The 13,237-nt window shown below is 38.3% G+C and carries 18 protein-coding genes; 15 read left to right on the top strand and 3 right to left on the bottom strand.

Going from position 1 to position 13,237, the window contains the following annotated elements; genetic code table 11:
- The first annotated feature begins 13 nt into the window (after positions 1-13).
- Positions 14-340: a hypothetical protein gene (locus AC5WOC_RS07220; RefSeq protein ID WP_496054721.1), complete on the top strand. Its 327-nt coding sequence runs from the start codon at positions 14-16 to the stop codon at positions 338-340.
- Positions 341-447: 107 nt separating this feature from the next.
- Positions 448-870, top strand: a complete 423-nt coding sequence (locus AC5WOC_RS07215; protein ID WP_496054720.1) for an NUDIX hydrolase — start codon at positions 448-450, stop codon at positions 868-870.
- A 27-nt stretch (positions 871-897) separates the two neighbouring features.
- On the opposite strand, the gene AC5WOC_RS07210 is transcribed toward AC5WOC_RS07215, so the two are convergent.
- From AC5WOC_RS07210 to AC5WOC_RS07200, 3 genes are all read right to left on the bottom strand, one after another.
- The gene (locus AC5WOC_RS07210; RefSeq protein WP_496054719.1) at positions 898-1,821 is read right to left on the bottom strand and encodes a Na/Pi cotransporter family protein; all 924 of its coding nucleotides are present in this window, start codon (positions 1,819-1,821) and stop codon (positions 898-900) included.
- Positions 1,822-1,985: 164 nt separating this feature from the next.
- On the bottom strand, positions 1,986-2,741 hold the full coding sequence (locus AC5WOC_RS07205) for an ATP-binding protein (protein WP_496054718.1): 756 nt from the start codon (positions 2,739-2,741) through the stop codon (positions 1,986-1,988).
- Between the two features lie 104 nt (positions 2,742-2,845).
- Complete coding sequence (locus tag AC5WOC_RS07200; protein WP_496054717.1) at positions 2,846-3,145, bottom strand: hypothetical protein; 300 nt, start codon at positions 3,143-3,145, stop codon at positions 2,846-2,848.
- A 77-nt stretch (positions 3,146-3,222) separates the two neighbouring features.
- On the opposite strand from AC5WOC_RS07200, the gene AC5WOC_RS07195 reads away from it, so the two are divergent.
- The 13 genes from AC5WOC_RS07195 (at position 3,223) to AC5WOC_RS07135 (ending at position 13,237) form a co-directional block, all read left to right on the top strand.
- On the top strand, positions 3,223-3,561 hold the full coding sequence (locus AC5WOC_RS07195) for a histidine triad nucleotide-binding protein (protein WP_496054716.1): 339 nt from the start codon (positions 3,223-3,225) through the stop codon (positions 3,559-3,561).
- 171 nt (positions 3,562-3,732) lie between these two features.
- Positions 3,733-3,912, top strand: a complete 180-nt coding sequence (rpsU, locus tag AC5WOC_RS07190) for a 30S ribosomal protein S21 (RefSeq protein WP_496054715.1) — start codon at positions 3,733-3,735, stop codon at positions 3,910-3,912.
- A 13-nt stretch (positions 3,913-3,925) separates the two neighbouring features.
- Positions 3,926-4,369 (top strand): GatB/YqeY domain-containing protein, encoded by a 444-nt coding sequence (locus AC5WOC_RS07185; protein WP_496054714.1) that lies wholly within the window; start codon positions 3,926-3,928, stop codon positions 4,367-4,369.
- Positions 4,370-4,373: 4 nt separating this feature from the next.
- A complete protein-coding gene (locus AC5WOC_RS07180) occupies positions 4,374-5,099 on the top strand; it encodes an NfeD family protein (protein ID WP_496054713.1) in 726 nt (241 codons plus the stop codon).
- A gap of 51 nt (positions 5,100-5,150) precedes the next feature.
- Entirely contained in the window at positions 5,151-6,131 is a 981-nt protein-coding gene (gene floA, locus AC5WOC_RS07175) for a flotillin-like protein FloA (protein ID WP_496054712.1), read from the top strand.
- 59 nt (positions 6,132-6,190) lie between these two features.
- Positions 6,191-6,601, top strand: coding sequence for a hypothetical protein (locus tag AC5WOC_RS07170; RefSeq protein WP_496054711.1), 411 nt, complete (start codon positions 6,191-6,193; stop codon positions 6,599-6,601).
- Positions 6,602-6,788: 187 nt separating this feature from the next.
- A complete protein-coding gene (locus AC5WOC_RS07165) occupies positions 6,789-7,415 on the top strand; it encodes a TetR/AcrR family transcriptional regulator (protein ID WP_496054710.1) in 627 nt (208 codons plus the stop codon).
- A gap of 21 nt (positions 7,416-7,436) precedes the next feature.
- The gene (locus AC5WOC_RS07160) at positions 7,437-9,815 is read left to right on the top strand and encodes a PEP/pyruvate-binding domain-containing protein (RefSeq protein WP_496054709.1); all 2,379 of its coding nucleotides are present in this window, start codon (positions 7,437-7,439) and stop codon (positions 9,813-9,815) included.
- A 265-nt stretch (positions 9,816-10,080) separates the two neighbouring features.
- Positions 10,081-10,359: a GNAT family N-acetyltransferase gene (locus tag AC5WOC_RS07155; RefSeq protein WP_496054708.1), complete on the top strand. Its 279-nt coding sequence runs from the start codon at positions 10,081-10,083 to the stop codon at positions 10,357-10,359.
- A 110-nt stretch (positions 10,360-10,469) separates the two neighbouring features.
- Positions 10,470-10,862 carry a GntR family transcriptional regulator gene (locus tag AC5WOC_RS07150; protein ID WP_496054707.1) on the top strand — a complete coding sequence of 131 codons (393 nt, stop codon included), beginning with the start codon at positions 10,470-10,472 and terminating at the stop codon, positions 10,860-10,862.
- Positions 10,859-11,551 (top strand): ABC transporter ATP-binding protein, encoded by a 693-nt coding sequence (locus tag AC5WOC_RS07145; protein WP_496054706.1) that lies wholly within the window; start codon positions 10,859-10,861, stop codon positions 11,549-11,551. The genes AC5WOC_RS07150 and AC5WOC_RS07145 overlap by 4 nt, the downstream gene beginning before the upstream one ends.
- Before the next feature lie 12 nt (positions 11,552-11,563).
- Positions 11,564-12,298 carry an ABC transporter permease gene (locus AC5WOC_RS07140; RefSeq protein WP_496054705.1) on the top strand — a complete coding sequence of 245 codons (735 nt, stop codon included), beginning with the start codon at positions 11,564-11,566 and terminating at the stop codon, positions 12,296-12,298.
- A gap of 24 nt (positions 12,299-12,322) precedes the next feature.
- Positions 12,323-13,237: an ABC transporter ATP-binding protein gene (locus AC5WOC_RS07135; RefSeq protein ID WP_496054704.1), complete on the top strand. Its 915-nt coding sequence runs from the start codon at positions 12,323-12,325 to the stop codon at positions 13,235-13,237.

Raw genomic sequence — 13,237 nt, 5'->3', positions numbered from 1 at the left:
AATAGGAGAGAAAATGTCCAAGTATCAGAAAGCCAGGTCAGCCCTAGAAGCTACTGTTCAGTTTTGGACGGATCATGTAAATGAAAAACTGCAGCTGACCCCAAATGAGCTTAAGCTTTTCCGAGATGAGTTTGAGGGTTATGCAGAATCTTTTTTGGGCAGGGATGGAGAATATTATTCGAATTGGGGTTCTTCTAAGAATGGGGATATTGAATCCCTGCTGAAAAAGGTTGGCGTATTCCCGAATCAGGTTGAACGTCATGTTGTTTTTAGTAGTACTGAACCTGGCAAGGTAGAAGTCAAGATTAACGGAAAGAAGACAATTATTTGGCGTAAGTAACGCTGCTAACGGATCTGAGATATTCTCAGATCCGTCTGATTTCCCATTCATAAACTGATTAACACATATAATGAATGATGTGTTTCTAGATATAGGAGGATTAAAAAATGCGAAAAGAAAGATCAGCTGGTGGTGTTGTTTTTCGGAAAATAGGAGAAGAAATCCAGCTTTTACTCATTCATGATCGTTTTGGGAAAATAACTTTACCAAAAGGACATCAAGAAGCAGGAGAGAAAATTGAACAAACTGCAATTCGCGAAATTGCAGAGGAGACAGGAGTAAAGGGGGAAATTGTCAAAGAAATTGATACGATTACCTATATCTTTACACATCCTAAGTATGGAGAGGTAGAAAAGGAAGTAACATATTATTTGGTGAAGACAGATTCCGAGCAAATCCAGCCTCAAATGGAAGAGATTCAAGGAGTGGATTGGTATCCAATTGAAGAAGCGAGATGGTTGCACGAAGTAAAGGGATATCATAACAATCAATCCATTTTAGAGAAAGCAATTCAATATATAGGCAAATAAGTAGTGCTGATGAAGAGCACTACTTATTTAATTATAAATTTTTTCCGGCACCATCCATTCAACTATCTTCGCAAATCCCGCACAAACAGGCAGAACAAGCAGTGAACAAACAACATTATAGATCGTTTGTGTGTGAGCGACTTGAGTAGCGGGATTGCTTGAAAATGCAGCTACTATTTCCAATAGTAGGGGGATGAGTGGAAGAAAGAGTACTGCTCCGCCTATATTTAATACGAGGTGAGCTATCGCTACTCTTTTTGCGGAAGGTTTGGTTTGGAGTGCCGCAATCAAACCAGTTGCACATGTGCCTACATTGCTTCCAATCACAATCGCGATAGCAAATGGGAGATCGATGACTCCTGAGGCATAGAAGCCCATTGCAATGGCGACCATTGCGCTGCTGCTATGGATAAGGGCTGTGATGATCATGCCTGTTATAAAGCCCATTAGTATTGGGTAATTTGTGGCTGATATCAGCCAATCGATGTATCCAGCGTGTTCCAACGGAGTTGCTATACTTTGCATACCTTGTACACCTGCAAAAATAAGCCCCAGTCCCAGCCAGATAGGGCCCGTTTTTTGTTTGAAACAAGTGAGTAACAAGCCGATCGCCACCAAAGGCCATGCAAAATCATCGAGTTTTAATGCGAGTAATTGCGTAGTCACAGTAGTACCAATATTGGTTCCGAGAATAATCCCTAATGATTGCGTGAAAGAAAGAAGACCAGCATCCACCAATCCAATTGTAAATACGGTAACTGCTGTACTGCTTTGCAGTAAAGCGGTTAAGATCGTTCCACACAACATTCCACGGGAAGGAGTTTTTGTAAAACGCAGTAAAATGGACTGTAAATGTTTTTCTGCGAGGCGTTCCAGACCTTTGCGCATAACTTTCATGCCGATTAAAAAAAGACCAAGTCCCCAGCAAAAGGGAAGCAAAATAGCACCCATATCTCTTCCTCCTCCCAATTATCTTATGGGAAAAAGGACGGGCTGATGTCAAAAATAAAAAACCTACACAGTGGGCGGCTTTGTTTTTGGTGTGAGCCCAACTGTTGCTGGACTCACATAGTTTTACAATTGGAACTTCATGTGCCCAATTTTACTCCTGTTTCTTACTCCCACATTACCAGATAAGGATCGTCTGTCTCTCGCTCCCAGTGGTAATGGACATAGAAACTCGTTCCGTTCGGCCAGATGACTTCATACTTGTACTTAGTAACATATCGAATGCTCATACCAGCACTGAAGATTTCGCCTTCAGGAAAGGTTATACCGTCTCCTCGACGCTCCCTGCTCAGAAGTTCAAAGTTTGGCTTCACCTTCTCGACACAACGCCAAAATTCTTCCGAAGGGGTGTAGCGGGAACCTCGTTCCTGTCGCTCCTTATTACGTTGCCAGCAGACATCTGGAGGTGTCTCAGCATGGACATGGAAAACCTTCTTTCCACGCTTGATCGCTTCCATCACCATCTCTCCACGACCATGGGGACCATGGAGTGTTGCTCCGCCACTCTGATAAATAATGACGTTTCCGGCGGTAGGGTTATCAAGTGCATCGATGTACTTCGCCCTAGCTCGATCGCGATTCTCCTTGAAATAGATCATTGGATCATCGGTAGCAGGATTGTACTCAGGGGGAAATTCCTGGTCTGGATCAGTGCTTGTAATTTGTTTCACGTTGGGAAAACGCTCCGACAGAAGGAGATCCTTCATAATCAGAACATCAAGCTGATCCTTACCAGAAGCGATGTTACCATAGGTGAAAAACACGAAATCTTCTGGGTTGAACCGCTGTGTGTGTTCCTTATCCAGATAAGTTGGAAGGAACGGCACCTTGTTACGAGTACCAAGATCAAGGTTATTGTTCACAGTCATACTCTCTTTCTTTTCGGAGACTGTTACTTAAAACGATTGTACAAAATTTTAAATAAAAAAGCGACTCCTAAAAAAAAGGAATCGTCAAAAGAATGGTTTTATTTCTTTTTGGGTCTGTTTAAAAAAGGGGGCGTATCATTTTCATCAAATTCAGGGTGAAATGGTTGGTTCCATGCTGGGAATTCTTCATCGAATGTCTGTTGTGGCTGTTGAGTAGTAGCATAGTTCTTTTTGTTGTCTGCTGGCTTTGGCTCGCCTAAATAAAACCAAGGATCTTCTTGGGATTCGTCTATATAAGGATTTGCAGCTTGATTTCTTTGTGTTTTTATTTCTTCTGACACCATTTGTTTTACTAATCTACGTAAAGCTGTTTCACTTACAGTATATTTTTTAGCCAAAAGTATTCTCCCCTTTTGTTAAAATCGTGGTATAGTGTATGCTGATAAGATGTATTGGTGAATAGTGGAGGGTAATAATGGACTGTATTTTTTGTAAAATCGTCAATGGGGAAATACCATCGAAAAAAGTATATGAGGACGAAAATTTGTATGCTTTTTATGATATCGAACCAGCAGCTCCAACACATGTACTGGTTGTACCCAAACAACATATAGCATCTATCTTAGCTGTTACACCAGAAGATGCAACATTGTTGGGTAAAATTATGTTAGGAATCAAAGCTATTGCAGAGCAGCTTGGTCTGCAGGAGGATGGCTTTCGCGTCGTTACAAATACAGGCCCGCATGGGGGACAAACTGTTTTTCATCTTCATTTTCATATTCTTGGTGGTCATGAGCTTGGCAGAATGGGTTAAAAATGAATTTTGACATAGTCTTTGTGTATGATTTATAATGGAGAGTGACCTTTTGTGTACAATTCTTTAGAAGGTTATTGCAGGTGTTGTGGAAGCTGACCTCCTTTTTTGGATCAGGCCGCTATCTGCTTACTCTAGTGGCTTTTTTTGCTCTTGGAGGGAGGGAGAAGCATGGTTGAAACACGTGTGAGAAAAAATGAATCACTCGATGCTGCTTTACGTCGTTTCAAACGTTCCGTATCAAAAGATGGTGTATTGGCGGAGAACAGAAAACGCGAACGCTATGATAAACCCAGTGTGAAACGTAAAAAGAAAGCTGAGGCAGCAGCACGCAATAAAAAGCGTAAATAATGAGGTGCTACCTGTGAGTTTAGTCCAGCAGTTGGATCAAGATATGAAAGCTGCGATGAAGCAAAAAGACAAAGAAACATTGTCTACGATTCGGATGATCCGCAGTTCCATCAAAAAGGTGGAGATCGATAACCGAGGCGAACTCAGTGAAGATCAAGTTTTAGAAGTGCTTGTACGTGAAATCAAGCAGCGCAAGGACTCATTGCAGGAATTTGAAAAAGCAAATCGAGATGACCTTGCATCTAAGGAAAAGCGCGAGATTGAAATATTGTCTGCGTACTTACCAAAACAATTAACGGAAGAAGAACTTCGTACAATTGTGCAGCAGGCAATTGCAGATACAGGTGCTACTTCAAAAAAAGAAATGGGCAAAGTAATGGGAGCTGTCTTGCCGCATGTAAAAGGAAAAGCAGATGGCAAACATGTCAGTCAATTAGTCCAGCAGTTACTCGGATGACAGCGTGCTACACGCTGTCTTTTTTCAACATCAAGAGAAGGGATTTGATGAAATGGCCCTTGGGACTACCATGCTGGCTGCAAGCAGTTGGGATATTGTAACGAATCCTGTCATCATGGCGATACTTTTAACCATCGGTCTGGCTGGAATTTTTGTTGAATTGCTTGCACCAGGACATATTATCCCTGGCGCAATCGGCGTTGGTGCATTTATCTTGTATTTTTATGGTCAAATTGCTGCAGGTATATCAGAGATGAGTGCACCGCTTATTTTTATCGCGGGACTAGTTTTGTTAATTATCGAAATGTTTGTACCAGGTGGTATTTTTGGGACATTGGGTACTGTAGCATTATTTTATTCCGTGATAGCAGCTGCAAAAAGCGTAGTACTTGGTATTACAGCATTAGCGATCGGTATTGTCGCAACACTACTGTTACTTTGGTTATTATATAAATTTTTTGGTTTTCGTTCCTCTTGGAATCGAATTATTTTAACGAATAAACAAAACAATGAAGAAGGATATACTTCTTCCAAAAATAGAAAGCATCTGATAGATCAAAAAGGAATAGCACTCTCAGCGCTTCGCCCTGCGGGATGGGCAGAAATTAATGGCAAAAAGGAAGATGTTGTAAGTGAAGGAGAACTCATTCCAAAAGGTTCTAACATAATTGTTACAAATGTGGAAGGAACAAGAGTTGTTGTTAAAAAAGTGGATGAAGTGCTGGATTAGTTAGGTTATGATTAATAATGTATCTATATCACATCATGTAAGGAGAATTTCATGGATACTAGCTTATTAGGCCCTATTGTTATTATTGTTTTAGCGATTATTGTCTTGTCTATTTTATTTTCTTTTGTACCAATTATGCTATGGATTAGTGCAATGGCTTCGGGTGTATATGTTGGTTTAACGACATTGATTGGAATGCGTCTTCGTCGTATTGTACCAGCACGCATTGTGAATCCTTTGATTAAAGCACATAAAGCGGGTTTAGGCGTTAATATTCAACAACTAGAAACACACTTTCTAGCTGGTGGGAATGTTGACCGTGTAGTTGATGCACTCATTGCTGCACATCGTGCAGATATTGATCTGATTTTTGAACGTGCTGCAGCAATTGATCTAGCTGGTCGCGATGTTTTGCAAGCAGTTCAAATGAGTGTAAATCCACGTGTTATTGAAACACCTGTTGTTTCCGCAGTTGCAAAAGATGGAATTGAATTAAAAGTTATTGCTCGCGTGACAGTACGAGCAAATATTGAGCGCCTTGTTGGTGGTGCGGGTGAAGAAACCATCATCGCTCGTGTTGGTGAAGGGATTGTCACCACCATTGGTTCTTCCGCAAGCCATAAAGCAGTCCTAGAAAATCCAGATAGTATCTCGAATACTGTTCTTTCCAAAGGTCTCGATGCTGGAACCGCTTTCGAAATTTTATCGATTGATATCGCTGATATTGATATCGGGAAAAACATCGGTGCAAAATTGCAAACAGACCAAGCAGAAGCAGATAAACGAATTGCCCAAGCAAAAGCAGAAGAACGTCGTGCAATGGCTGTGGCACAAGAACAAGAGATGCGTGCTAGAGTAGAAGAAATGCGTGCGAAAGTAGTTGAATCCGAAGCGGAAGTACCACTGGCCTTAGCAGAAGCATTGCGTTCAGGAAAACTAGGGGCAATGGATTACTACCAACTTCAAAACATTGATGCTGATACCAAAATGCGTCGTACCATAGGGGATACAGGCGAAGATGACAAAGAGTAGTCCCTTATCACAGTCCCATTTAAGTTTGATTTTTATGGGAAAGGAATGGGAGGGATGATATGGAAGCCATCTTAGAACTAATCAAAACACTCATCCCTTTTGGCATCGCTTTTCTGTTCTTATGGGGAATTGGTCGCATTTGTTGTACCAATAATGGAAAACCACAACAACAAGCCGATAGGGATCAAAAAAAACAGAGAAAAAAGAAACAAAAACAACAAAGTGATACAGACAAGAAAGATATGTTTGATTCAAAAGAAGAGATGATGAAAAATAAGCAGGACTTATTCTCTTCCAAAAAGCCATTGATACGAGAATCAAATGATGATATGTCCGAATTAGATGTATTGCTTTCTTTGCCGGTATCCAAACAGAAAAAGCTGACTTCTTTGCAAAAGGCTTATTTATTAAAAGAAGTTTTGGATGCACCAAAAGCGATTAAGCCTTATCGAAGAAAGTATCCAAGATAGTTTTTATTAAAAGCTGTTCCTCTTTCACCAAAGGTGATTATGGGCAGCTTTTTTATTTTGTGTTGTAGAAAGTAAAAAAATTGAAATGAAAATTAGATAGAGGGTTATTTTTTTTGTTGACCAATGTGGTCAAAAAAGCATATACTGAAATTGACCATGTTGGTCAATTGATCGAGGAAGAGTGAAAATGATGACAGCTAAATTTTTAGCACTGGATAATCAAAAACAACAACTAATCATAAATGCAGCAATGAAAGAATTTACGCAAAAAGATTATAAGACTGCATCTACCAATCAAATTGTCACCACAGCAAATATCTCCAAAGGATTATTGTTTCACTATTTTACGAACAAACAAGGATTATATCTCTATTTATACGATTACAGTGTAGATATTATATTGAATGACTTTTTTGGAGCAATAAATTATGAGGAAACAGATATATTGCTGCGGATTCGGCAAATGTTATTGATTAAATTTCAGCTAATGAATAAATACCCACTCATCTTTGATTTTTTAATGAAAGCAAATCTGGAAGAATTTCCTGAGATCAAGGTGCTTTTAGATGAAAGAAACCAAACTATCTTGAAAGAGAGTTACCAAAAAATGTTTTCGCAAATTGATGTATCTCTTTTTCGAAATGATATTGATGTGCAAAGAGCAAAACAAATCGTGATCTGGACAATGGAAGGGTTAGCGAATCAAGTACAGACAAGAGATAAACATAAAAGAATAAAAGAATTGCAAAATGGCACAACGTTAAACGAATTAGATGCTTATCTAGAAGTATTGCGAAAGCTTTTTTACAGCTAGAAGAAACAGGAGTTGTATTTGATGGAAAATCATGTGAAACATTTTAAAGATCTATCAGGTGCAGAGGAAGTATTTGCAGGTGGAAAAGGAAAAATGTTAGCGCGAATGTTTCAAAAAGGGTATCCAGTACCAGAAGGGTTTGTGATTTTATCCACTGCTATAAGTGATAAGGAGCAATTGGATGAGGTTATTTGGCAGCAAATCTTTTCACAAGTGAAAAATATTCGCAAGAAGAATCCTCCCGTTAAATTTGCTGTACGTTCATCTGCTTTGAGTGAAGATTCGGAACAAGCGTCCTTTGCAGGAGAGTTTGAGACGGTATTAAATTGCGAAACGGATGCAGAAATAAGAGCAGCAATTCAAACAGTATTGCAGTCGATTCATACAGAAAGAGTTCAAGCTTACAGCAAGATAAAAGGTATAAACAATCAGCATAAAATAGCAGTTGTCGTCCAAGTAATGGTGTCATCAGATATATCAGGCGTCCTTTTTACTGCTAATCCAATCACAGGCAGTTATATAGAAATGATAGGAAATTATGTTCATGGTTTAGGAGAGCAATTGGTATCAGGAGAAAGTGATGCACATTCTTTTCAGTTGATGCGGACAAATGGCAAATACAAAGGTCCAAAAGAACTGAAAAAACATGCTCATACATTGTATCGACTCGCTAAACAATTGGAGAGTGAATATGAGCTTCCTCAAGATATGGAATGGGCAATCTCCAAAGGAAAAGTCTATCTTTTACAGGCGAGACCGATTACTACATTATCTGTAGGGAATCTAGATACTTATGAAATAAATTATTCTTTGTCTGGTGATTATCTTTGGACAAATGCAAATGTGGGGGAAGCGGTTTCTGATGTAGTAACCCCTTTTACCTGGTCTATTTTGCAGTATTTGGATGAAGAAATTCGAGTAGTTCCAGGTTATTACTTAATGTCAGGCAATATATGCGGGAGAATTTACACCAATATAAGCAGACGGTTATCTGTTTTTGCGGCATTTGGATTAAAGCCAGAAAAAATGATTTCTTTGATTGGTGATGTTTTTGGCAACATTCCAAAAGAGATTACTATGCCTATTTACCCTTTTACCCGTTGGCAGCTATTGACAATGATGCTCCCAAAAGTAAAACATTATTTACAAGAAGTAAAAACGATTTCCAAAAGCATTCCCAAACAAGTGAAGAATACACCAGAATGGTGCCAACAAACAGCATTAAAAATAAAACAATGCAGTACCAATCAAGAATTAAAAGCTTTGTGGGAGAATGAAATATTTCCTTATCATCGCAATGCATGGTGGACATTATTGGCAGGTGGCACGAAAGCAGTATTGGCAATGAGATTAAAGAAAAAATTGACAAAGATGGTTGGAGAAGAGGATGCAAACTTGCTTCTTTCCAATCTAAGAGGAGAAAAAGAATTAGCAAGTCTTGGTCCTGTTTTGGGAATTACAAAAGTTTTAGCTGGTGAATTAACAGAAGAGGAATATAGATTGCAGCACGGACATCGTAGTCCATATGAATTTGAGCTTTCTATTGCAGATTCATCAGAAGATCCGCAATGGTTAGCGAATCAAATTTTGGAATTTAAAAATACCAATGCAAATGTAATACAGCTACTGCAAAAGCAAGAGGAGAAATATCAAGAAGCATTACAACGTTTCGGACTGATGTATCCACTAAAAAAACTATGGTTAAAAGAACAGCTTTGTTTAGCCAGTGAAGGAGCGCGATTGAGAGAGTTCGTTCGTTCCGAATTTGTCCGTAGCCACCGGATAATCCGAACATTCTTGTTACGTGCAGGTGAGTTAACAGGTCTTCAAGACGATGTGTTTTTCTTATATTTGAAGGAAGTATTAGCATTATTAGAGGGGGATATTTCATCACAAAAGAACATAGAAAAGCGAAAAGAAACATTTCAAAAATACAAAACCTTGCCCCCTTTTCCATCCGTTATTAGAGGAAGATTTGATCCGTTTACATGGATGAAAGATGATAATCGCAGGACTGATATTTATGATCCGTCTATCTCATTAAACGAAATCGATAGTGAGATATTAAAAGGTTTTGCAGGTGCATCAGGTGTTGTTAAAGGGAAAGTTAGGGTATTACAGAATCCAGATCAAGGGAATCAGCTGAGAACAGACGAAATTTTAGTTACTACTTCTACAAATATTGGTTGGACTCCTTTATTTCCAAAAGCATCAGCGATTATTACAGATGTGGGAGCTCCTTTATCACATGCTGCAATTGTAGCAAGGGAACTGGGGATTCCTGCTGTTGTTGGATGTGGAAATGCTACATCACGCTTAAAAACGGGAGATACTGTCATCGTTGATGGAGGAAAAGGAACAGTACAAATTCTAGAGAATTTAGTGAAGGAAATCAAGTAGGTGAGCAGCTTAGCTCACTTGCTTTTTGTTTTTGGTTATGTGAAACGATTATATTGATATTTGAATAAAACGAACTTCGTCGTTCTCTTACTCAGGAAATTCAAAGGTTCAATACCGCAGACAAAGGGGAAAACATATGAATTTTCGTACATTTTCTTTAAATGATTTTGACTCAGTGATTGATTTATGGCAAAGAGCTGGGTTAATTTTATCTCGTTATGATACATACGAAGGAATGAAGTAAAAATTAAAAAGAGACTCAGAGTTGTTTTTTGTATTAGAGAAGGATGCCCAAATTATAGGGGTTGTTATGGGGAGTTATGATGGAAGAAGAGGTTGGATAAACCACTTAGCCGTTGACCCTGAATACCAAGGGAAGAATATTGGCCAACGGATAATTGAGGAACTAGAAACTCGTTTTAAGAAAATAGAATGTGAAAAAATAAACCTTTTGATTGAATGGAGTAATCAGAAGGTTGAAGGATTTTATGAAAAACAAGGATTTAAGAAAGATGAATTAATATTTATGGAAAAGTGGATTTGAGTATCAACAAAATTTGGGTTTTTTTTTTGAAAATAATACTTGCATTAAGTGTATTAGTTGTTATAATACACTTATAAGAATAAAACTCCTGAAAGGGAGGAGCTGCATATATGAATGAAAAAAAGGTTGGCTCTTTTGTATTTCAACTTGATTTAAGCCAACCCTTATACGAACAAATCTTAGATCAAATAAGAAGTTCTGTAGCTAGGGGAGATATTGGATTGGGTGAAAAAATTCCTTCTGTTCGTGAATTGGCAATGAGTTTGAAAGTGAATCCAAACACGGTAATGCGAGCTTACCAAGAATTGGAGAGAGATGGATTGACAGAGAAAAGAAGAGGACAAGGAACGTTCATCACAACATCAGATGAAAGTATTGCAACTTTTAAAGAGGAGTTAGCCCAACAATACTGTTTAGATTTTGTGACCAAAATGAAAAGTTTAGGATTTAAAGAAAAAGACATGATACGTTGGATTGAACAGCAGAAAGGAGCAGAGGCATGAATGCAATTCAGTGTGATGGTGTAAGTAAAAAATTCGATAACAATCATGCCCTTCAACAAATTGATTTGGAGATTCCTAAAAATCGGATTGTTGGCGTGTTAGGACCAAATGGAGCAGGAAAATCTACTTTTTTCCGTATATTGGTTGGACAATTACAAAACTACGAAGGAAACCTTCAAGTATTTGGAGAGAAACCGGGTTGGAAAACAAACACACAAATTGCATACCTGCCTGATCGAGCTCGATGGTACCGTGATTATAGCGTAGAAAAAACAATCGAATATGGAAAAAACTTTTTGCCTGGATTTCAAGTGGAAAAAGCATATGAACTAGCAGAGCGGATGAAGCTGGATCAAAACAAACTCACAAAAAATATGTCTCGCGGACAAGAAGCGCAGTTAATGTTGATTTTGTGCATGGCTAGAGAAGTACCGTTAGTAGTGTTAGATGAACCATTTGCGGGAATTGATATGATCGCAAAAGAGAAAATTATGGAGACAATTATAGATTTATCAAGTGACCGTGAGCAGACAATCCTTATAAGCACACATGAAATCGCAGAAACGGAAGGATTATTTGACTATGTTGCTTTTTTTTATGAGGGAAATGTTGTCTTAAGTGGGGATGTAGAGGAATTAAGACAGAAACAAGGTTCGCTGCAAGACATTTATCGAAATTTATACAAATAGGAGGGATAGAATTTGTTTTGGAAATTGGTCAGACATGAAATGAAAATTAGATCGTCAGGAAAAGAAAGTAGCAGCAGCCAACGAGAAACAATGAAATATATTTACATCGGAATCTTTATCATCATTGGTCTCATTTTTTTGACAAAAGTATCATTGGCAGGAAAATTCCAACCTATTATGCTCTGGAATATTTTATATGGGTTGCCGTTTGTAGCCCTTTTTGTTGCAAGAGGTGCTATGAAGAGGGAGCATCGGGGCAATACAATTGGCTGGTGGTTATCCCTTCCATTGAGCAGACAGACTTTGGTTTTCGCTAAATTTGTAACAAGTTGTTGGCGTTCGTTATTAACTTTTGTTGCTATTTTTATCTTGGGTGTCATTGCTTTTTTCTATGCGTGGATGCTTGATTCTCACCTTCATTTGCAAGATCTTTCCGCATTTTTGCATATAGGATTGATTATTGCTTTTATTATGGTCGTGGTTGGGCCATTAATCATAGCAATAGGCATATTTATTGGAACTTTGGAATTGACCGAATTTCGTTTTCTCATGAGTATATTTTGGATTGGGTTTTGGGCACTTTGGGGATTTTTAGTTTCTACTTATTCTGAAACGTTTGTTCATATTTTGCAGCAGCAATATTTCCCATTTCCAATAGCAGCATTAATTGCCTGGGTTCCATGTTGGTTGGTGACTTATGGATTTATCTTGATTTCCGCTTATCTTTTAGAAAAGAAACTCATTTAATAAGTCTTCTAGGGAGGTAACACGATGCTTTCGTTTCAAAAGGTAAAAAAAACATATGGAAAAAGAGTGGCAGTAGATAATTTGGATTTGCATGTAAAAGAAGGTTCCTGTTTTGGTTTATTAGGTCCAAATGGAGCAGGTAAATCAACGATGATGAAATTAGTTGCTGGAATTATTAAACCGGATAATGGGCAAATCACAGTAATGGGACTGGATGTTACCAAGAATACAAAAGAAATTCAACAAAAGATCGGATATGTCCCACAGTCCATTACCCTTTACGAAGATCTGTCTGCTATTGATAATCTTCAATTTTTTGGTGAACTAGCAGGTGTGACTGGAAAACAGTTACAGGAGCGGATTGATGATGTATTAGCGAAAACAGGATTATCTGATCGTGGAAAAGATGATGTAAAAACGTATTCCGGCGGGATGAAAAGGAGAATCAACATTGCAGTAGCACTCTTGCATCAACCAAATCTATTAATATTGGATGAACCTACTGTAGGGATTGATCCACAATCTCGCAACCTAATTTTTGAACTGATACGTGAGCTTCATTCCCAAGGGATGACTATCATTTATTCCACCCATTACATGGAAGAAGTAGAAGCATTGTGTGACGAGATCGCAATCGTTGACAATGGAAATGTAATTGCAACAGGGGAACTGGATGAATTATTAGCAAAACATACAAAACCATCCATATACATTGAGTCTCCTCAGTTGGTGGAGATGCCGCGTTTACCTATACCTGTGACCACCATAAAACATGGAAATGGGTGGAAAATCGAGACGGATGAACTATTGTCTACGATGCAGTATCTCACAAGCAATGCGATCCAACAAAATCTAATTATTAAAAAACTCGAAATATTCAGGCCGTCATTAGAAGATGTATTCCTTACATTAACAGGCGTAAGTTTAAGAGATGTTTAA

The organism is Shimazuella sp. NTD247 (genome assembly GCF_059510415.1).
This window is presented reverse-complemented; position numbering and strand designations above follow the sequence as displayed.